This is a genomic window from Tsuneonella mangrovi, from assembly GCF_002269345.1.
Classification (GTDB): Bacteria; Pseudomonadota; Alphaproteobacteria; order Sphingomonadales; family Sphingomonadaceae; genus Tsuneonella; species Tsuneonella mangrovi.
On the sequence record NZ_CP022889.1, the window covers coordinates 2,528,418 to 2,546,574 of the forward strand.

General features: G+C 64.4%; 19 protein-coding genes. 7 read left to right on the plus strand and 12 right to left on the minus strand.

Going from position 1 to position 18,157, the window contains the following annotated elements; translation table 11 throughout:
* Position 1: 1 nt before the first annotated feature.
* Together CJO11_RS12270 and CJO11_RS12275 are read right to left on the minus strand one after the other, a co-directional pair.
* Positions 2 to 682 (minus strand): DsbA family protein, encoded by a 681-nt coding sequence (locus CJO11_RS12270; RefSeq protein ID WP_095012958.1) that lies wholly within the window; start codon positions 680 to 682, stop codon positions 2 to 4.
* A complete protein-coding gene (locus CJO11_RS12275) occupies positions 679 to 1,224 on the minus strand; it encodes a DUF721 domain-containing protein (RefSeq protein ID WP_420823140.1) in 546 nt (181 codons plus the stop codon). Before CJO11_RS12275 ends, CJO11_RS12270 begins: the two co-directional genes overlap by 4 nt.
* A 14-nt stretch (positions 1,225 to 1,238) precedes the next feature.
* On the opposite strand from CJO11_RS12275, the gene CJO11_RS12280 reads away from it, so the two are divergent.
* The gene (locus CJO11_RS12280) at positions 1,239 to 2,270 is read left to right on the plus strand and encodes an A/G-specific adenine glycosylase (RefSeq protein WP_095012959.1); all 1,032 of its coding nucleotides are present in this window, start codon (positions 1,239 to 1,241) and stop codon (positions 2,268 to 2,270) included.
* On the opposite strand, the gene CJO11_RS12285 is transcribed toward CJO11_RS12280, so the two are convergent.
* Positions 2,267 to 2,488: a hypothetical protein gene (locus CJO11_RS12285; RefSeq protein WP_095012960.1), complete on the minus strand. Its 222-nt coding sequence runs from the start codon at positions 2,486 to 2,488 to the stop codon at positions 2,267 to 2,269. The two genes, CJO11_RS12280 and CJO11_RS12285, sit on opposite strands and share 4 nt — an antisense overlap.
* Before the next feature lie 107 nt (positions 2,489 to 2,595).
* Here CJO11_RS12285 and CJO11_RS12290 point away from each other — a divergent pair, with 107 nt between their 5' ends.
* Genes CJO11_RS12290 through CJO11_RS12305 form a run of 4 tightly spaced genes read left to right on the plus strand, consistent with a single transcriptional unit; the run spans position 2,596 to position 6,269 of the window.
* On the plus strand, positions 2,596 to 3,909 hold the full coding sequence (locus tag CJO11_RS12290) for a serine hydrolase domain-containing protein (protein WP_095012961.1): 1,314 nt from the start codon (positions 2,596 to 2,598) through the stop codon (positions 3,907 to 3,909).
* The gene (nudC, locus tag CJO11_RS12295; RefSeq protein ID WP_240504494.1) at positions 3,906 to 4,778 is read left to right on the plus strand and encodes an NAD(+) diphosphatase; all 873 of its coding nucleotides are present in this window, start codon (positions 3,906 to 3,908) and stop codon (positions 4,776 to 4,778) included. Before CJO11_RS12290 ends, nudC begins: the two co-directional genes overlap by 4 nt.
* Complete coding sequence (locus CJO11_RS12300; protein ID WP_095012962.1) at positions 4,775 to 5,455, plus strand: DsbA family oxidoreductase; 681 nt, start codon at positions 4,775 to 4,777, stop codon at positions 5,453 to 5,455. Before nudC ends, CJO11_RS12300 begins: the two co-directional genes overlap by 4 nt.
* On the plus strand, positions 5,448 to 6,269 hold the full coding sequence (locus CJO11_RS12305; RefSeq protein ID WP_095012963.1) for an SDR family NAD(P)-dependent oxidoreductase: 822 nt from the start codon (positions 5,448 to 5,450) through the stop codon (positions 6,267 to 6,269). Before CJO11_RS12300 ends, CJO11_RS12305 begins: the two co-directional genes overlap by 8 nt.
* Here CJO11_RS12305 and CJO11_RS12310 read toward each other — a convergent pair.
* The 3 genes from CJO11_RS12310 to mgtE all read right to left on the minus strand — a co-directional run bounded on the left by CJO11_RS12310 (position 6,266) and on the right by mgtE (position 9,659).
* Positions 6,266 to 7,630, minus strand: a complete 1,365-nt coding sequence (locus tag CJO11_RS12310) for an FAD-binding oxidoreductase (RefSeq protein ID WP_169829197.1) — start codon at positions 7,628 to 7,630, stop codon at positions 6,266 to 6,268. The genes CJO11_RS12305 and CJO11_RS12310 overlap by 4 nt on opposite strands.
* A 126-nt stretch (positions 7,631 to 7,756) precedes the next feature.
* Positions 7,757 to 8,149, minus strand: coding sequence for a DUF1489 family protein (locus CJO11_RS12315; protein WP_095012965.1), 393 nt, complete (start codon positions 8,147 to 8,149; stop codon positions 7,757 to 7,759).
* A gap of 37 nt (positions 8,150 to 8,186) precedes the next feature.
* A complete protein-coding gene (gene mgtE / locus CJO11_RS12320) occupies positions 8,187 to 9,659 on the minus strand; it encodes a magnesium transporter (protein WP_095012966.1) in 1,473 nt (490 codons plus the stop codon).
* 99 nt (positions 9,660 to 9,758) lie between these two features.
* Here mgtE and CJO11_RS12325 point away from each other — a divergent pair, with 99 nt between their 5' ends.
* The gene (locus CJO11_RS12325) at positions 9,759 to 10,223 is read left to right on the plus strand and encodes a peptidylprolyl isomerase (protein WP_095012967.1); all 465 of its coding nucleotides are present in this window, start codon (positions 9,759 to 9,761) and stop codon (positions 10,221 to 10,223) included.
* Between the two features lie 26 nt (positions 10,224 to 10,249).
* Here the strand turns inward: CJO11_RS12325 and CJO11_RS12330 are convergent, their stop codons facing one another.
* The 5 genes from CJO11_RS12330 to CJO11_RS12350 all read right to left on the minus strand — a co-directional run bounded on the left by CJO11_RS12330 (position 10,250) and on the right by CJO11_RS12350 (position 15,897).
* On the minus strand, positions 10,250 to 11,131 hold the full coding sequence (locus CJO11_RS12330; RefSeq protein WP_095012968.1) for a LysR substrate-binding domain-containing protein: 882 nt from the start codon (positions 11,129 to 11,131) through the stop codon (positions 10,250 to 10,252).
* Positions 11,132 to 11,207: 76 nt separating this feature from the next.
* Complete coding sequence (locus CJO11_RS12335) at positions 11,208 to 12,128, minus strand: hemolysin family protein (protein ID WP_095012969.1); 921 nt, start codon at positions 12,126 to 12,128, stop codon at positions 11,208 to 11,210.
* A gap of 5 nt (positions 12,129 to 12,133) precedes the next feature.
* Positions 12,134 to 12,637, minus strand: coding sequence for an rRNA maturation RNase YbeY (ybeY, locus tag CJO11_RS12340; RefSeq protein WP_095012970.1), 504 nt, complete (start codon positions 12,635 to 12,637; stop codon positions 12,134 to 12,136).
* A gap of 260 nt (positions 12,638 to 12,897) precedes the next feature.
* Positions 12,898 to 14,709, minus strand: a complete 1,812-nt coding sequence (locus tag CJO11_RS12345; RefSeq protein WP_095012971.1) for a GAF domain-containing protein — start codon at positions 14,707 to 14,709, stop codon at positions 12,898 to 12,900.
* A gap of 156 nt (positions 14,710 to 14,865) precedes the next feature.
* A complete protein-coding gene (locus tag CJO11_RS12350; RefSeq protein WP_095012972.1) occupies positions 14,866 to 15,897 on the minus strand; it encodes a PhoH family protein in 1,032 nt (343 codons plus the stop codon).
* A gap of 140 nt (positions 15,898 to 16,037) precedes the next feature.
* Here CJO11_RS12350 and CJO11_RS12355 point away from each other — a divergent pair, with 140 nt between their 5' ends.
* Positions 16,038 to 16,577 carry a hypothetical protein gene (locus CJO11_RS12355; RefSeq protein ID WP_095012973.1) on the plus strand — a complete coding sequence of 180 codons (540 nt, stop codon included), beginning with the start codon at positions 16,038 to 16,040 and terminating at the stop codon, positions 16,575 to 16,577.
* A 21-nt stretch (positions 16,578 to 16,598) separates the two neighbouring features.
* On the opposite strand, the gene astD is transcribed toward CJO11_RS12355, so the two are convergent.
* Positions 16,599 to 18,119, minus strand: a complete 1,521-nt coding sequence (astD, locus tag CJO11_RS12360) for a succinylglutamate-semialdehyde dehydrogenase (RefSeq protein WP_095012974.1) — start codon at positions 18,117 to 18,119, stop codon at positions 16,599 to 16,601.
* Between the last annotated feature and the right edge of the window lie 38 nt (positions 18,120 to 18,157).

Sequence of the window (18,157 nt, forward strand, 5' to 3'; positions counted from 1 at the left end):
CCTAAAGGCGTGCGTCGAGCTGCGGCTGGAGTGTCTCCCAGGTGAAGGTCCCCGTCAGCAGGAGGCCGTCGAGCACGAAGCCCGGCGTTCCAGGAATGCCCAATTTGTCTTCGGCGGCCTGGGTTTGATCGGTCAGCTTCTTCGCTAGCACATCGTCGGACAGGCAGCGATCGACCTGTGCAGGGGTGTAACCGCGTGAATCCATCATGTCGTAGAACCCCATGTCGCTGGCAATCGCCCTCCGGCGCGCAGCATAGTCGCCCGAAAACCAGCGGTTCTGCTGCGCCTTGGTGGCATTGATCGCCTTGGGCAGCCATTTGTCCTGCTCGAGCATGAACATCATGTGGTTGCGCATGAATTTGTCCCTCGGTCCGCAGGCGGCGAGCATCGCGGCAGTCAGGTCGATCGGGTCGCGGATGAAGCTGTGAATCGTCACCTGCACCTTGCCCGAGCCGATATAGGCGAGATCGAGCGCACCTTCGCCGTCTCGGGCGAAGTGCGCGCAGTGCGGGCAGGTGTAGCTGACGTACTCGTCGAGCTTGAGCTTGGCGTCGGGATTGCCGATCGCATGGGCACCCTCGGGAGTCACCGTCACGACGGTGTTCCAGTTGCCGGTTGCGGCAATGGCAAAGGCGGCGGCAAGCGTCACGGCGGCCAGCTTGGCCAAACGGGGCAATTTCATTCGTCCTCCTGCGCCGCAATTGTCCGCGCCAGCGATTCGAGCACTGTTCGCAGCTCCGGATCGCCGATGTCGCGCAGGCTTTCGCCCAGTTCCATCGGGATCGGCTTGAGCGACGGCGGCGCCTTGGGTCGTTCTTCTGCACGCGGTGGATTAACCGCTCCTTGCCGCAGCTTGATCCGGGCCACCGCCTTGTATCCGAAAAAACGGTTCACCCGCTCGATGATTTCCGGGATCACATGCTGGATCAACGGTGCGTGCGCAGGGGTGACGACCAGTTGCAGGATCCCGTCGGCCTTCTCGCCGGGCGGAAAACGGATCGCTTCGGGCGAGCAGACCTTTGCATGAGTGGCGCCGACGATCTCGGGCCAGCGCGTGACGATGCTCGACTGGATGAACCCGAACCGGCGAAATGCCGCCCGCCCGACCTGCGGCGTAAGGTCGGAAATCGCCTTCGCCGGTCCGCCGCGGGGTCGTTCGTACCGGCGCGACCCCGCTTTGCCCGATTTCGGTTTATCGTCGCGTTCCATCGTCGCTGCGGCCATGCCATAGCGCGGGCATGACTGCCAGCGCGCAAACCATCTCCCCCGATCTGCTCGACTGGTACGACAGGAATGCGCGGGCGTTGCCGTGGCGCAGCCCACCGGGAGCGCCGCCTCCCGAACCATATCGCGTGTGGTTGTCCGAAGTGATGTTGCAGCAGACCACGACGGCTGCTGTGGCTCCGTATTTCGCGGAATTCACGCGCCGCTGGCCGAGCGTCGAAGCGTTGGCCGCTGCGCCCGAGGCGGACGTGATGGCTGCGTGGGCGGGGCTGGGATACTATTCGCGGGCGCGCAACCTGGTGGCGACAGCGAGGATAATCGCCGAGCGGGAAGCGTTTCCCGATACTGAGGAGGCTCTGCGCGAGCTTCCCGGCGTGGGGGCCTATATCGCCGCAGCTGTGGCGGCGATCGCCTTCGGGCAGCGGGCGGTCGTGGTCGATGCCAATGTCGAACGGGTGGTTTCGCGGCTGTTTGCGCTTGGCTATCCGCTGCCCGGGGTGCGCAAGGCGATCCGCGAGAAGGCCGACGCGATCACACCGCACGCGCGGGCCGGCGATTTCGCGCAGGCGATGATGGACCTCGGTGCAACGATCTGCACGCCGCGCGAACCGCGCTGCTTGCTCTGTCCGCTCGCCGAAGACTGCGATGCGCGCGCGGGAGGCGATCCGGCACGCTATCCGGTCAAGGCGCCGAAGAAAGCCAAACCGCAACGCACCGGTACAGCGTGGTGGATCGAACGGGAGGGCGCAGTGTGGCTCGTGTGTCGACCTGCCAAGGGGATGCTCGGCGGGATGCGCGCGCTGCCTGACGATGGCTGGTCCGCTCGGGTAGACGGCTCGCGAAAGCCGCCGCTAGCGGGGGATTGGGAACGCGCCGGTACAGTGCGGCATTCGTTCACGCACTTCGACCTCGATTTGGAGGTGCAGGTGTTTCGCGCAGCGGAACCGCAAATGGCGGGCGACGGTGAATGGTGGCCGCTCGACGAAATCGATTCCGCCGGCCTCCCGACAGTGTTCGCCAAGGCGGCGCAGCGCGCGCAGGCCTAGAAAATCCCGCCGCCGAGCGACAGGCGGACAACTGCGATCGCCAGCACCACGAGGCAGAAGTTGCGCCCCTTGTCGCTGCTCGACAGTGCGCCAATGCCAGCGCCGAGCACGGCGATCGGCAGGACCAGCCAGTTGCCCCAGCCAAGCAGCGGGATAGTCGAAGGGATCGCCAGGATAAGCGCGACGAGGCCGATGAGAATCGATATGAGGTTCAGCATGTGTGTTATATGGGTAACGCACCGGCTCGACGCAAGTCCCGTTGACCCGCGCCGGTCGATGCCGCACATCGCGTTGCGAAGAAGAACCGAACTGGAGCTGAGGGTCGATGGCATTCCGCGAGTTTGAAGTGATGCAGGTTTCGCGCCGGACCCTGCTGCGAACGGGTGCGCTTGCTGGCATTGGTGCAGCCGCTGCGACAGTTCCGTTGGGGCGTTTCGCCTTTGCGGCGGACCTGGATCCCTGGACGAATGTGGCGCAGCTCGAGCGGAACTATGTCGACAAGAAAGAGGTCGCGAATATGGTCGCGGCCCTGGGTTGGAGCCAGCAGACTCCCGATTTCCTCTCGCGCGGTACTCTGGCTTTCGGTGCGAGCGCGCCTGCGGGGCCGGACAGCCTCTATCGCATCTATTCGATGACCAAGCCGATCACCGGAATGGCGGCGATGCAGCTGATCGATGCGGGCAAGCTCGGGCTCGACCAGCCAGTCTATGACATTCTGCCCGCCTACAAGTCGATGACGGTCCAGAAGACCTACGACGGTTCATTGACCGACGTCGAACCGGCCACGCGCCCGATCACGATCCGCAACCTGCTGACCCACACCGCGGGATTGGGCTATGCGATCATCCAGAAGGGACCGATCCGTTCCGCCTATATTGCCGACGGGCTGGCTGCCGGGCAGCTTGCCAAGCTGCCCATTCCGGGAGTGAGCACCAATATCCAGGCACCGAGCCTGAAGGCGTTCGCCGACCGGCTTGCAAAGCTGCCGCTGGTATACCAGCCAGGCACCCACTGGTCGTATTCGGTCGGGCTCGACCTGCTCGGGCGGGTTATTGAAGTCGCCAGCGGCCAGCCGTTCGACCGCTACCTCGAAGAGCATATTTTTGAACCATGCGGGATGCACTCGACCTTTTTCGAAGTGCCATCGAATGACGTTTCGCGGCTGACCACCAACTACCTCGTGGCCAATGGCACTTTGATCGCGGGCGACCCTGGGACGGACTCGGTTTATGCGGAGCCGCCACCCTATCCGATGGGCGGGTCCGGGTTGGTCAGTTCCGCGCGTGACTATGACCGGTTCCTTCAGATGCTGCTCGGTTACGGAACGATCGGCGGAAGGCGAGTGATGAGCGAACTTGCGGTGCGCGTTGGGACTTCCAATCTCCTCCCGGACGGTGCCAGCGTTAAGGGCACATGGATCGAAGGCTCGGGTTTTGGCGCGGGCGGTCGGGTCGGACTAGGGGCGAGTGCTAGAACGTTTGGGTGGTCCGGCGCCGCAGGTACGGTCGGATTTGTCGATTTTCGCCATCGGCTTCGTGCTAATCTGATGACGCAATATATGCCATCCAACAGCTATCCGATCTATTCCGATTTCCATGCTGCGGTGGCAAACGATCTCAACGATACGAGCAAGACATGACGCCGCCGGTCGCCTTTGCCGGATCGCCGCTCGACCGGGCCGACCAGGTTCGCGCCGACCCGGAACGGCTGGCGGGCTTGATGAACTGGAAGGCGCGGCTGTTGCGGCTCGACGGGCTTCTTCCCGCGATTGCGGACGACGGCGGTCTGCTCTGGGGTACGCTGGCAGATGCCGCTCCCGAAGTGGAACTGGTGTTCCTCGGCCTCGACGATGGCAAGGCGTGTTTCGCTGCGGTGCCGCTGGAAGGCGACAACCTGCCGGCTTACGCGATCCGCGACATCTGGAACCTGCTCGGCGCGCTCTCGCCACCGGACCTGGCGACGTATGGCGGTGCGCGCAGCCTGGTCGACTGGCATGCGCGGCACCGTTTTTGCGCCAAATGCGGGCAACCGACGGCGCTCGCCAAGGGCGGCTGGCAACGCAATTGCGGGTCGTGCGGCGCGCAACATTTCCCGCGCACCGATCCGGTGACGATCATGCTGGTCGAGCACGACGGAAAACTGATGCTCGGGCGCGGGCTCGGCTGGCCCGAGGGCCGCTATTCGGCGCTGGCCGGCTTTGTCGAACCCGGAGAAACGATCGAGGAAGCTGTCGCGCGTGAAGTGCTCGAGGAGACGGGCGTGATCGCGCACAGCGTGCGCTACGTCGCCAGCCAGCCGTGGCCGTTCCCGAGCCAGCTTATGATGGGCTGTCACGCGATGGCCGATGGCGAGGATATCCAGCTCGACACAACCGAGCTTTCCGAAGCGCGCTGGTTCACTCGCGACGAAGTGGCGCATGCGATGGCGGGAGGGGCCGATCCGGCATTCCTGCCGCCGCCGCCGACCGCGATTGCTCACACCCTGCTAGCATGGTGGCTTGCCCAATGACCGAAATCGTCCCGATCGCCATCTGGTCCGATGTGATGTGCCCGTGGTGCATCATCGGTTACCGCAACCTGCAGCAAGGCCTCGCGATGCTCGAGGGGGAGATTGAGGCGCAGGTCAGCTGGTTGCCGTTCGAACTCAACCCGGACATGCCGCCCCAGGGCGAGGAAAGCCGCGCGCATATCGCCCGCAAGTACGGTCGCACCGGGGAACAGGCGAAGCAGGCTTCCGACATGATGGCCGAGCGTGCGCGGGCGGCAGGCTTCCCGTTCGATTATACCGGCGAAGGCGAGGCGCCGCCGTCGATGTTGTGGAACACCTTTGATGCGCACAAGCTCCTTCGCTGGGCGCTTGCGACTGAAGGTCCGGAGGCGCAGACGCGGCTCAAGCTGGCGCTGTTCGCCGCCCATTTCCAGCAGCGCCGCCGCATTGGCGAACGCGATGTGCTGCTCGACGTAGCTGCTGAACAAGGGTTCGACCGGGAGGCAGTTGCTGCCGCGCTCGACGATGAGCGTCTTGCGCAGGAGGTGCGTGCGGAAGAACGCCATGCGTGGGACATGAACGTTACCGGGGTTCCGGCGATGGTGATCGACGGCAAGTTCCTGGTTCCCGGAGCGCAGGAGCCGGAGACCTACGCCAATGTGCTGCGCCGGATTGTGGAGCGCAGGAACGATGGCTGATTTCTCGGGCAAGGTCGCGGTGATCACCGGCGGGGCCAGCGGAATCGGGCTCGCGATCGCGCGCTATCTGGTGGATGCGGGCGGGGCTGTCGTCCTCGCGGACCTTCCGGGCGAGCGGCTCGATGAGGCGGCGTCCGCGCTGGGCGATGCCGCGCTGGCTGTGCCGACTGACGTGACAAAACCCGAACAGATCGAGTCTCTGGCGGATGTAGCGTTCGGTTGGCGTGGGCGGGTCGACCTGTTGCTCAACAACGCCGGAGTTGGCGGTCCGCGCGGCAAGCAGTGGGAAGTCGATCCCGACGTGGCCCGCCGTCATTTCGACGTCAACTTCTGGAGCGTGTGGGAGGGGTGCCGGGTGTTCGCTCCGCGCATGGCGGCGCAGGATCATCCCTCGGCGATCTACAACACCGCGTCGGAAAACGCGTTCTTTTGCGCCGTGCCGCAGTCCGGAGCCTACATCGCCGCCAAGCACGCCGTGCTGGGGATGACCGAGAGCCTGCGCGAGGACGTGCCCGACCATGTCAGTGTCGGCACGCTAATCCCCGGTTGGGTGGCCACGGCCATCGGGCCGGAGCAGGTGATGAAATACGGCATGGATGCCGACCGGTTCGCGTCGATCGTGGTGCCGCAAATGCTTGCGGGGGAACGGTTCTCGGTCGGCCATGCCTACAACGTTGTCCCCGTCCATGAACGGATCGACGCGCTCGACGCGGCGTTCGCCAAGTTCGCGCCGCGCTACGAAGGCGACGACGAGTATGATGTCCGCACGGTGATCGCCCGTGCAAATGCTGGTCGCGGCGGCGGCGGCAGCTAGCCTGCGCCGCCCAACGCGCCGCCGAACAGGTTGCCCGGATCGTACTTGGCCTTGATCTTGGCCAAGCGAGCGTAGTTCGGCCCGAAGCCTGCCTTAGTGCGCGCCAATTCGTCGCGATCGAGGTAGTTGAGGTAAACCGTCCCGTCGGAAAATGGTTTGAGCTTCTCGTAGCAGGAGCGGGCGACAGCGGTCGCTTCGGCATCGAGCGCCGGATCTTCCCATCCAGCGGAAATGCCGAGATTGTAGCGCGCCGCACGATTGGCGAACGCGGTGTCTTCCGCTCCAACCCGGCCGACCGCACCGCCGAGCGATTCCATGAAGACCAGAGAATATTCCCCTGGTATCGTCCGTACTCCGTCGATCATCACATCGACCAGCTCGTCGCTCAGGTCGTCGACGAAGATCGATTTCCAATAGAACCGCCCGCCGTGGGGTGATGCGCCTGCGAAGGATTGCTGGAATTCGACATAGGGCTGCGTGGCGATGAACCCGGTGATCATGTCGCCAAGTTCGAGCAGCGGCTGCAGTTCTGCGCTCGCAACTTCCTCGCTCCCGACATGACACGCGACCACGGCGGCGCATGGCTGCCCATGCCATTCGGGCGGGAAAGTCTCGTCGGCAGGAATCTTCATGAACACCGGGACCAGCGTCACATCGTCCGAGGCACCGTGCATGAATTCGCGGACATAGCGCATGACCTTGTGGGCGCTTTCGAGAGGGTAGAACGCCCATGCCGTGACGATTTCGGTACCGATCGAATGCAGACGGAAATCGAACCGTGTAACGATCCCGAACTGGCCGCCCCCGCCGCGCAGAGCCCAGAACAGGTCGGGGTGTTCGGCCGTGCTCGCCTCGACGATTTTGCCGTCGGCCAGCACGACTTGCGCGCCGATCAGGTTGTCGATCGTGAGACCAGCCTTGCGCGCGAGGAAACCGATCCCTCCGCCCAGCGTCAGCCCGCCGACGCCCGTGCTCGGCTCGATCCCTGCCGTCACTGCCAGCCCGTGTTCCTGAGTCGCTGCATCGAGCCCGCCCAGCAGGGCACCTCCGCCGACATGGGCGATCTTTGCTTCGGGATCGACAGAGATCGAATCCAGCGACGAAAGATCGATGACCATGCCGCCTTCAGGGAGCGAAGCCCCGGAAACCGAGTGGCCACCGCAGCGGGCGACCGCTTGCATCCCGGCATCCCGCGCCGCTTTCACGGCCAGCGCCACATCGGCTGCAGAACCGCATTGCGCGATCACCGCTGGTCTCGATTCGATCATCCCGTTCCAGATCGCACGGGCCTGTTCATAGCCTTCGTCGACCGGCGTCAGGATCGATCCGCCAAAGCCATCTATCTGGAATTCCGCGCTCATTGCAAAGCCCCCTCGAGTTTTGGGGAGCTGCGAACCTCGTGCATCATGCGCGTTCGCTCTTCCCCCAACCATTGGTTTCGCGACCGCGTCCGTTTGAGGATCAGCCTAGCGAAAAGGCTCGTGGGGTCAAATCAGCCCCAGCTTGCTCAGCTTCCCGGCAAGCCGCCCAGGCATCGCGTCGCCGACCACTTCGCCCTCGGCCAGATCGCGCGGGGCATTCTCTTCCGCAAGGTAGCGCCAACCCTGGTGGGCGCGCTTGGGTGTCGGATAGACGAGGATAAGCTTCGGCTCGAGCCAGATTGTCCAGCGCCCGTCAGGTCGCTGTTCGAACTCGCTGATCGGGCTCCGTGCCTTGATGGTGTGATCGAGGATCCAGTAGAGCGACCCGCCGATCATCTCTTCGTGCCGTTTGGGCAGGTAGCGGGTGGTCATTTCCGCGCGATCGCCGCGTTCGACCCACGCGCGCAGGTTCTCAAGCGAGCCTGAGCGGTAGGCGATCTTGGTCATTGAAAGCGGCATGGATAGCCACATAGCCCTTGCTCGGGCGAGTGCAACGTCAGGCGAGGCCCACCAGCACCGCCAGCCCGAGGAAAGAGAAGAAACCCATCACGTCGGTCGCGGTGGTCACGAACACCGCCGATGACACCGCCGGGTCGACGCGCAGCCGCTCCAGAGTGACCGGAACCACGATCCCGGCAATCCCTGCCGTGAGGTTGTTGATTACCATCGCGGAGCCGATCACCGCGCCCAGCAGGGGGTTGTGGAACAGCAGGAACGTGCCGCCCCCGATCAGCGTGCCGAGTGCGATCCCGTTGGCGCATGCGATCGTCAGCTCGCGACCAATCGCGCGCCACGTGTTGGCGCTGGTCAGCTGGTTGGTAGCAAGCGCGCGGACGGTTACTGCCAACGTCTGCGTACCGGCGTTGCCGCCCATACCCGAGACGATCGGCATCAGCACCGCAAGCAGCGCGAACTTGGCGATTGCGCCCTGGAACAGCCCGACCACCATCGACGCGAGTATTGCGGTGCCGAGGTTGATCACCAGCCAACTGAGCCGCGCGCGCACGGTCAGCGCGATCGGCTCGTTGATGTCGCCGTCGCCGGCACCCGAAAGCAACAGTGCGTCCTCGCCAGCCTCTTCGGAGATAATGTGCACCACGTCGTCGACCGTCATCTGACCGACCAGCCGCCCAGCCTCGTCGACCACGGCGGCCGAGATCAGCGCGTATTTCTGGAACATCAGCGCGACTTCTTCCTGGTCCATCGTCACCGGGATCAGCGTCTGGTCGCGCTTCATCACGTCGCTCAGGCGGATATGGCGCGGCGTCCGCAGCACCCAGCTAAGCTGGCAAGTGCCGACCGGCTTGTGTGCCAGGTCGACTACAAACACTTCCCAGAAATCTGTTGGCAGTGCGTCAGGGTCACCCGCTTCGTCGCGCAGATAATCGATCAGGTCGCCCACGCTGATGTGTTCGGGCACTGCCACGAACTCGCGCTGCATCAGGCGACCGGCGGTTTCCTCCGGATACGACAGCGCGCTTTCGATCGCGGCGCGGTCTTCCGGCTCCATTTCCGCCAGGACTGCCGCCTGTTCGTGCGGATCGAGGTCCTCGATCAGCTGCACCGCGTCGTCGGTTTCGAGCTGTTCGGCGATTTCCGCCACTGCGTGGGCGGGTAGCGCGTCGATCATGTCCTCGCGGACGTAATCGTTCAGCTCGGAGATCACTTCGCTCGAGAGCAGGTCGGATACCGCTTCGGCGAGAGCCGGGCGATCCTCGCGCCCGACAAGCTCGAACAGGTCGGCAACGTCGGCCGGGTGGAGCGGCTCGACGAGGTCGTAGACTTCGCCCTTGTCGCCGGCATCGAGCGCCTCGACTACGCGGCGGACAAATTCCGACTTCAGGCGGTTTTCCTCGTCGTGGCGCTCATCATCGACGCGATCGTCGGGCTTGCCGCCCTCGTCGGGGCGCTCGCTCGCGCCCGCTGCGTCTTCGCGCAGGTCTTCGTCGATGAGTTCATCGCTCGCCATGTCGCCTGCTCTAGGGAGGCGGGGGCGAAACGCAAGCAGCGGGTGACATTGACGCACAGCGCCCTATATCGGCGGCGAACCAACCAGCAGGAGTTCCAGATGGCCGCCGAAAAGCTCACTTTCACTCTCGACACCGGCAACGGGGAAGGCGGCGACGTCGTGATCAAGCTGCGCCCGGACCTTGCCCCCAACCACGTCGCGCGGATCGCCGAGCTGGCGAGCGAGGGCTTTTATGACGGCGTGGTGTTCCACCGCGTGATCCCCGGTTTCATGGCGCAGGGCGGTGATCCGACCGGGACCGGCATGAGCGGTAGCGACAAGCCCAACCTCGCGCAGGAATTCAATGCAGAGCCGCACGTGCGAGGCACTTGCTCGATGGCCCGCACGCAGGACCCGAACAGCGCCAACAGCCAGTTCTTCATTTGCTTCGACGACGCCCGGTTCCTCGACCGGCAGTACACCGTATGGGGCCAGGTCGAGAGCGGGATGGAACACATCGACGCGCTGCCCAAGGGCGAACCGCCGCGCGAACCTGGCAAGATCGTGAAGGCGACCGCCAGCTGACGAAACTACGGCTGGGGCGCGGCGGCCTAGAGCCCTGCGCCAACCAGCCAGTCATGGAATAGCCGCACCGGCCGCTGCTCCAGGTCGCGCGGGCGGCACACGAACCAGTACGAATACGGGCTCTCGACGTCGACGTCGAACAGGCGCGCCAGGCGGCGGTCGCCCGAGCGCTTGAAGTGATCGTCGTGCATGATCGCGATGCCGAGACCTTGCGCGGCCGCTTCGAGCAACAACTGGCCCGAATCGTAGTGATCCACCGCCGCGGGCTCGAAATTCTTCAGCCCCAAAGCGTCGCGCCAGGCCTTGAAGCTGTCGGGCAATTCGTTGTGGATCAGGAACGTGTGCCGCGAGAGCTTCTCTGCGTCCGGCTTCCCGCCCAGTTCTGCGGCGATGTCTTCCGACGCGATCGCATAGACCCGGTTGTGGTCGAGCCGAACCGCGTGGAGCGAAGGATCGGGTTCCTCAAGCAGCACGATCGCAGCATCGAGGGTATCGCCCACCCGGTCGAGCAGGTGCGGGCCGGTATCGATATCGATGTGCAGCCGGGGATGGAGCTTGCGCAGCTCGGCGAGGCGCGGGAACAGCCGCTGCCCGCCGAACAGCGGCAGCACGCCCAGGTGCAGGCGCATCACGCCAAGGTTGTCGGACTGGTTCTCCACCGCAGAAGCGAGCGCCTCGATATGCGGCGCGACCGCATCGAAAAACATCTTGCCATCGTCGGTCAGCTGCATCGCCTGGTGCGCGCGTGTGAACAGCTTCTTGCCGACAAACTCCTCCAGCGTGCCGATCCGCCGCGACAGCGCCGACGGGCTGAGGTTGAGCTCGGCCGCCGCAGCGCGCGCCGAACCGAGGCGCACGACGCGCAGGAAGGCCTCGAGGGCACGCAGGGGCGGAAGACGTCGGGTCACGGGGCGATGATGGGGGTGGGCAAGCCTGTTGTCGAGATGATTGTGAGCAAGCGCAGCATACGGTCACAAAAGCCGGTCAGTCGTCGGCATCTTCCTCCTTGGGCGGGGGATGCAACCGCAGGCGCTTCACATGGGTTTCGTCGCCGTCGGTGACTTCGATCCGCCACCCGCTGGGGTGCTCGACGATCGTCCCGACCGGCGGGACCTGCTCGGCGAGTACGAAGGTCAGCCCGCCCAGCGTGTCGACCGCTTCCTCGACCTCGGCGAGGCGCGGATCGATCGTCTCGGCGACATCGTCGAGCTCGGCGCGGGCGTCACAGTCCCATATCCCGCCTTCGAGCGGCACGATCATCGCTTCGGGCTCGTCGTCGTGCTCGTCCTCGATCTCGCCGACGATCTCCTCGACGAGGTCTTCGATCGTGATGATCCCGTCGGTGCCCGAGTATTCGTCGAGCACGACCGCGAGGTGGGTACGCTGCTGGCGCATGTCGGCGAGCACGTCGAGCGCGTTGCGCGTTTGCGGCACGAACAGCGGCTGGCGCATCAGCGTGGTCCAGTCGAGCGGCGGGTCACGCTTTTCCGCGAGGTAGGGAAACACGTCCTTGATGTGGATCATCCCGATCACGGTATCGAGCGAATCGCGATAGACCGGCAGCCGCGAATGGCCGTGCTCGGCGAAAGCGGCAACCACCTCGTTCCAGCTGCTCGCTGCATCGATCGCGACGATTTCGCCGCGCGGGATCGCCACATCGTCGGCGTCGTGTTCGGAAAAGTGCAGCAGGTTGCGCAGCATCTGCCGCTCGACTTGCGACAGGTCTCCGGTGGCAGAGGCTTCGCCTGCCTCTTCGCCGTGCGCCGCGTCGTGCTCGTCGATCGCTTCCTCGAGCTGTTCGCGCAGCGAACGCTCGTTGTCGTCGAGGTCGAACAGCTTGCGGATCGCGGGCCACAGCCCGCGGCTACTTTCCGCTTCTCCCGGTTGGGAATCGGTATCGGACATGGCCCCTAGTCGTTGCCCTCTTGCAGGTCTCTATCCTCATATGGGTTGCGGATGCCGATCATGGCAAGCGCCTTTGTCTCCAGCGCCTCCATCGCTTCGGCCTGTTCGTCGCTGTCGACATGGTCGTGCCCGGCGAGGTGGAGCAGCCCGTGGACGATCAGGTGCGCGGCGTGATCGTCCAGCGAAATGCCCTTTTCCTCCGCTTCGCGCGCGCAAGTCTCGAAGGCGAGGGCGAGGTCGCCGAGCATTTCCGGCGGGCCTTGGGGGTCGAGATGGACGAGGTCGGCCCGCTCCAGCATCGGGAAGCTGAGCACGTTGGTCGGCTTGTCCTTGCCGCGCCATTCGCGGTTGAGCGCGTGGACTTCGGCGTCGCTGGTGAACAGCAGGCTGGTGGCGAGGCGCGGATTGGCGAGGGCGGGCTCTACCTGCGCCGCAGCACCCGCTGCACGCTCGGCCAGTGCGTCCCAATCGCCCGCAGGCCAGCTTTCGATGTCGATTTCGAGCTCCATCAATCCACTCGGTTCGTCGCAGCTGGGGCACGGATGGAACACATGGAACACGGTCCTAAAGGAGAAAACGCGTTGGAGGGCGCGCCTATTGTTTCGAGCGGGAACGTGGGTGGGAAGGGGACGATTGTCATTGCGCCCCTATAGTGCGGATGCGCCGACGTAGGAAAGTTTGCGGGCGTCGGGATGACCGTTTTGAGGCGAGAAGTCGCTGAGGGATAACGTCCGCAATGGGGCGGAAAGGCGATATCCCAGCCCACCTGTCAGGTTTGAAGAGACAGGCGATCTAACAATCGATCTCTCTCCTCCGAGACAGAGGTTACCGCGCGCCTGAGTTCGGCATTTTCTTTTTCGAGCTCGCGCGCGTGGAGTGCCTGCAGGTCGAGCCCGACCTGGTGCGCGGCCCATTCCAGATTTTCCAGTTCGTCGGGGCGGAAGTGCGAGCCGTCAGGCTTCCCCGCAAGCAAAGCGAAACCGATAAGCACCCCCTGGTCCAGCATTGGCAAGGCAAGAGCTCCCGGGAGCGCCACCTCACCATGTAACAGCTCGATCGGCTCGCGCTCGGACCGCATCAGGGCAAAGGCGGTATTGTCCTCGTACTGCTCGTCTGCACCCGAAAGGCTACCTGCGGTCAGCTGATAGGCGCCGTCTGATTGCCCCATGTAGAGCGCCGCCTCGGCCCCTTCGGTATAATGCGACAGCTCTCGAACAAAGGCTTCGCACAGCACCTGCGCGCTGTTGAAATGCCCGGCGCTGGTAACAAAGCGCTTGAGCTGCATTTCCGCCTGCTGCCAGCTGGAGAAGAACCAGCGCTCGACATAATGCTCGACGAAGTCGCGCACCGGATGGAAGGCGAGGAAGATCGACACGGCCAGGCCGGCGTCGATCAGCGGGCTGCTTTCCTTGCCCTCGATCTCCAGCAGGTGGTGAAGGCCCCATTCGAGCAGGCCGAAGGTCGCCAGCAGGATCAGGCTGACGCTGCCGTATACCAGCGTTCGGTTGACGGTGAAGCCGATGTCGATGACCCGGTGGCGCAGGATCGCATAGGTGAACAGCATGATGCCGATTGCGCGGGTTGCACTGGAAGTGTTGGTGATGAAGCTCGGGTTGGCTTGGCTCTGGACCAATTGGTTATTGAAAGAAAATAGCATATTGCCGATCACGAGCATCCCGACAGCCAGCACAAGCAATGCGGTCCGATGGCGGCTTTGCACGGTGCCGTGCCTCCAGCCGTACATTAGAGTCAGGAGGCTAAGCGTGAATGCGATTGGCCCGCTGAAGTTATGAATCGCCGTGACAAGAGGAGACAGCAACCACGCAGGTGTGAGATCCGGGATCACCGTGAAGAACAGCCATGTGAGGAGCAGATCGGAAAGGCCGATGAGCATCGCTACCTTCAGCCAGCGCGGGACGGATACGCCCATCTCCCTAATGTAGGCCATCGCGAAGCCCAGCAGGATATATGACGATATGCTGCCGCCCATTGTACTCGAAGCAACGTACCAGAAGTGGTAGGCCCCCCGGCTCATCTCGACCCAACCGGTTGGAAACGTCGTCATCCCCATCAGTGCTGTGCCAAGCAGGAAGGAGCTGCGCCGGTTCCAGCCGCGCCAAAGGATCACAATTCCGCCCAGTAGCATGAGGACGCGCACCGAATCGTCGATGGCTCTGTTGATCGGGTCCGGCACTGCCATCGGAGCGGGGTCGGCCCGTGTTGCAACGAGAGTGAAATCCTTGCTCGGGGGTGGGGTCAGGCGGATCAGGCGGATCTTTTCGCCCACCAGCGGCACGTTGCCGGGACCGTTGTGGTAATTTGAAACCAGTCGGTCGCCTGGCCTGATGCCCCGCGCGGCGGCTGCCGAGCCGGCCTCGACCGAAGTCACTACCATGACCTGGTTCGTCTGGTTCTCGAACACATAGCTAATGCCCCACGTGCCCGCCCGGTCATGCGAAATATTGGAGTAATTGATCTCCAGCAGGTTGGTGCCGAATGCTACAAAGGCCGTTAGCGCGGCAACGATCAGCCAGAAGGCCGGCGGCCGCCAACGCTGCTCTACCGCTTCCGCCTGTTGCATCGCTTGCCCCCAAATGCCTGCCAAAAGCCCTGTGAGCGTTCACTTTCATCTAATGCGCAAGCTATTTCAAGTCGCGAAGTCCCTCACGCCGCATCGGTTACCGCTCTGATTCAGATATGTACGCAATCGGGCCGTTAGAGGGCATCTGCGCCGCGGCTACTCTCCCTTGCCCTCATACGCCTCGACGATCCGGCCCACGATCGGGTGGCGCACCACGTCGCTCGCGGTGAAGCGGCTCACGGCGATGCCTTCGATACCTTCGAGCTTGCCGACCGCGTCGGCGAGGCCGCTCATCGCGTCGCCGCCGGGAATGTCGACCTGTTTCGGGTCGCCGCACACCACCATCCGGCTGTTCTGGCCGAAGCGGGTGAGGAACATCTTCATCTGCTCGCGCGTGGTGTTCTGCGCTTCGTCGAGGATCACGAAAGCATCGGCCAGCGTGCGCCCGCGCATGAACGCGATCGGGGCGACTTCGATCACCCCGCTTTCGATGTGCCGTTCGACCTGTTCGGGTGGCATGCAGTCGTAGAGCGCGTCGTAAAGCGGGCGCAGGTAGGGATCGACCTTCTCCTTCATGTCGCCGGGCAGGAAGCCGAGCTTTTCGCCCGCTTCCACCGCCGGGCGCGAGAGGATCATCCGCTGAACGCTGCCGCTGATCAGCTGGCTGACCGCCTGCGCCACCGCGAGGTAAGTCTTGCCGGTCCCCGCCGGGCCCAATGCGAACACGATGTCCTTGCTCGCCAGGTTCTGCATGTAGGGGATCTGCCCCGCGCTGCGCGGGACGATCGTCTTGCGGCGGGTGCGGATCATGATCGGCGGCGCATTGTCCCCGCCGCGCACGATCCCTTCGAGCGTCGGCTCGCTCGACATCGCGATCAGCGATTCGATCGCGCCAGCGTCGAGGTCTTCGCCGGTCGCCAGCCGGTCGTACATCGCGTTGATCGTGTCGCGCGCGCGGGCCACCGCATCGGGGCTGCCTTCGATCTGCACCTTGTCGCCGCGCGCCGAAATGAACACGCCCAAGCGGTTTTCGACCTGCACCAGGTTGGCGTCGAACTGGCCGAACAGCGGGCCGAGCAGCGACTGGTCCTCGAAGGCGAGTTCGGCGCGGGCGCGGCGCGGCGCGTGCAGCGGAGTGGGGGAAGGCGACATCACCGGATTGCCGGTGCGGGCAGGTTTGCGAGCCATGCGCTCCTTTCGGTCTTGCGAGTCGCAATCTAGGCGCGCTGCGCGATACGGCAAGGCGGAGCGACGAAGCGGGCGGTGGAAAAGACGAGCCGTTCCCGCATGGTGCGACAGGCGCGTCATTTCCGCTATGGCCCGCGCCCATGAAGCTAAGGACGATCCTCCCGCTCGCCGCTGCAATTGGCGTTGCAGCATGTTCCCCATCCGCCGACGACAATCCGCCCCCGGCCAAGGCAGCGTTGCCTGCCAGTGAGGACGCGCGGCTCGAATCGTTCCTCATCCAGCAGTTCGTCGCCGATGCACCGGTGAGCTACCGTGCGGGGCGGGTCGATCTCGACGGCGACGGAACCGACGAAGTGCTGGCCTATGTCGGCGGGCCGATGGTGTGTGGATCGGGCGGGTGCCCGTTGCTGGTGCTCAAGGACGACGGCAAGGACTTCAAGGTGCTGACCCAGACCAGCGTGACCCAGCTTCCCGTCGGGGTGCTCGACAGCAGGACCAATGGCATGCGTGACCTGTGGGTGACGATTGGGGGTGGCGGGGCCGAAGGCGGCACCGTCAAGCTGGCGTGGGACGGCAAGAGCTATCCCACAAACCCGACCGTCGATCCGGCCACCAAGATCGCCAAGCCGGGGATCGAAGTGATCGGCAAGGGCGACTTGCGCAAGCTGAGCACCAGCTAGATCCGCACAAGCGAGGGCGAATCAGTCAGACTTCTTGGCGACGGCGGTCTGTTCGTCGTCCTTGGCGGTGCGGCGTTTCCTGCGCCGCTCGGCCCTCAGGCCGACACCGACGCTCGCGCGCGGCTGGTCCATTTCGGTGCTGGCAACCGGGTAGGCGCAATAGTCGGCGGCATAGAATGCGGCCGGGCGGTGGTTGCCCGATAGCCCGATCCCGCCGAACGGTGCCTTGGAACTGGCCCCGTTGGTCGGCCGGTTCCAGTTGACGATACCGGCGCGGATACCGGCCCAGAACTTGTTGTAATCCTGCGGGGTTCCGCCGATCAGCGAAGCCGAGAGGCCGAACCGGGTGTTGTTCGCTTCGGCCAGCGCGGCGTCGAAATCGTCGACCTTCACGACCTGCAGCAGCGGGCCGAACAGTTCGACGTCCGGCTTCTCGTCCAGCGCGGTTACGTCGATCAGGGCAGGACTGACGAACGGCTTGCCCTCGTCCGGCCGGCTCATGTGCTTGATCGCCTTGCCGCCGTGCGACAGCAGGTAAAGGAAGCTTTCGCCCAGCTGGTCGGCGGCTTCGTTGTCGATCACGCAGCCCATGAACGGGGCGGGATCGGCAAACGGTTCGTCGAAGATGATCCGGTCGGCAATGTTTTTCACTTCGTCGACCACGGCATCGTACATGCTGGCCTTGACGATCAGCCGCCGCGCCGCGGTGCAGCGCTGGCCGGCCGAAGTGAACGCGCTTTGCACGATCAGCGCGGCTGCGTCGGTGACCTTGGGGGTGTCGAGCACGATGATCGGGTTGTTGCCGCCCATTTCGAGCGCAACGATCTTGCCCGGGTTGCTCGCCAGCTTGCGGTTGATCGCGATACCCGCCCGCGCGCTGCCGGTGAACAGCACGCCGTCGACGTCTGCATGGGCCACAAGCGCCTGGCCTTCGGTCGGCCCGCCGATCAGCAGCTGGACCACCGCTGCAGGGATCCCGGCGCGGTGGAAGCAACCGACCAGGAACTCGCCCACGGCAGGCGTTTTTTCGCTCGGCTTGAACACGACTGTGTTGCCCGCGATCAGCGCAGGGACGATGTGGCCGTTGGGCAGGTGGGCGGGGAAATTGTACGGCCCGAGCACGACCATGACGCCGTGCGGCTTGTGGCGCACCGCGGCGGTACCCTGGAGAGCGCTGTCGAGCTTCTTCTGCCCGGTCCGCTCGGCATAGGCGGTGACCGAGATATCGACCTTGGCGATCACCGATTCGACTTCGGTACGGGCTTCCCACAGTGGCTTGCCGGTTTCGCGCGCGATCAGTTCGGCCAGCTTGTCCTGGCCCTTGCGCACTTCATTGGCGAAGCGGCGGCACAGCTCGATACGGGTCGCCAGCGGCTGGCTCGCCCAGGCCGGGAACGCACGGCGCGCACGGTCGACCGTGGCATCGACATCGCCGGCCTTGCCGCGCCAGAGTTCGACACCGGTGGCCGGTTCGTATGAAATGAATTCGGCTTGCGACAAGCGATCAGTTCTCCCGTTCCTGCCGTCCCGCGGCAGGCCCATTTGCAGCGACCCGTTTGAGTGCGCAGGCAGCGCGCATC

Excerpts from the sequence above, each read along its gene's own strand:
- CJO11_RS12270 (WP_095012958.1), bottom strand. The coding sequence starts at position 682 with ATGAAATTGCCCCGTTTGGCCAAGCTGGCCGCCGTGACGCTTGCCGCC.
- CJO11_RS12275 (WP_420823140.1), bottom strand. The coding sequence starts at position 1,224 with ATGGCCGCAGCGACGATGGAACGCGACGATAAACCGAAATCGGGCAAA.
- CJO11_RS12280 (WP_095012959.1), top strand. The coding sequence starts at position 1,239 with ATGACTGCCAGCGCGCAAACCATCTCCCCCGATCTGCTCGACTGGTAC.
- CJO11_RS12285 (WP_095012960.1), bottom strand. The coding sequence starts at position 2,488 with ATGCTGAACCTCATATCGATTCTCATCGGCCTCGTCGCGCTTATCCTG.
- CJO11_RS12290 (WP_095012961.1), top strand. The coding sequence starts at position 2,596 with ATGGCATTCCGCGAGTTTGAAGTGATGCAGGTTTCGCGCCGGACCCTG.
- nudC (WP_240504494.1), top strand. The coding sequence starts at position 3,906 with ATGACGCCGCCGGTCGCCTTTGCCGGATCGCCGCTCGACCGGGCCGAC.
- CJO11_RS12300 (WP_095012962.1), top strand. The coding sequence starts at position 4,775 with ATGACCGAAATCGTCCCGATCGCCATCTGGTCCGATGTGATGTGCCCG.
- CJO11_RS12305 (WP_095012963.1), top strand. The coding sequence starts at position 5,448 with ATGGCTGATTTCTCGGGCAAGGTCGCGGTGATCACCGGCGGGGCCAGC.
- CJO11_RS12310 (WP_169829197.1), bottom strand. The coding sequence starts at position 7,630 with ATGAGCGCGGAATTCCAGATAGATGGCTTTGGCGGATCGATCCTGACG.
- CJO11_RS12315 (WP_095012965.1), bottom strand. The coding sequence starts at position 8,149 with ATGCCGCTTTCAATGACCAAGATCGCCTACCGCTCAGGCTCGCTTGAG.
- mgtE (WP_095012966.1), bottom strand. The coding sequence starts at position 9,659 with ATGGCGAGCGATGAACTCATCGACGAAGACCTGCGCGAAGACGCAGCG.
- CJO11_RS12325 (WP_095012967.1), top strand. The coding sequence starts at position 9,759 with ATGGCCGCCGAAAAGCTCACTTTCACTCTCGACACCGGCAACGGGGAA.
- CJO11_RS12335 (WP_095012969.1), bottom strand. The coding sequence starts at position 12,128 with ATGTCCGATACCGATTCCCAACCGGGAGAAGCGGAAAGTAGCCGCGGG.
- ybeY (WP_095012970.1), bottom strand. The coding sequence starts at position 12,637 with ATGGAGCTCGAAATCGACATCGAAAGCTGGCCTGCGGGCGATTGGGAC.
- CJO11_RS12345 (WP_095012971.1), bottom strand. The coding sequence starts at position 14,709 with ATGCAACAGGCGGAAGCGGTAGAGCAGCGTTGGCGGCCGCCGGCCTTC.
- CJO11_RS12350 (WP_095012972.1), bottom strand. The coding sequence starts at position 15,897 with ATGGCTCGCAAACCTGCCCGCACCGGCAATCCGGTGATGTCGCCTTCC.
- CJO11_RS12355 (WP_095012973.1), top strand. The coding sequence starts at position 16,038 with ATGAAGCTAAGGACGATCCTCCCGCTCGCCGCTGCAATTGGCGTTGCA.
- astD (WP_095012974.1), bottom strand. The coding sequence starts at position 18,119 with ATGGGCCTGCCGCGGGACGGCAGGAACGGGAGAACTGATCGCTTGTCG.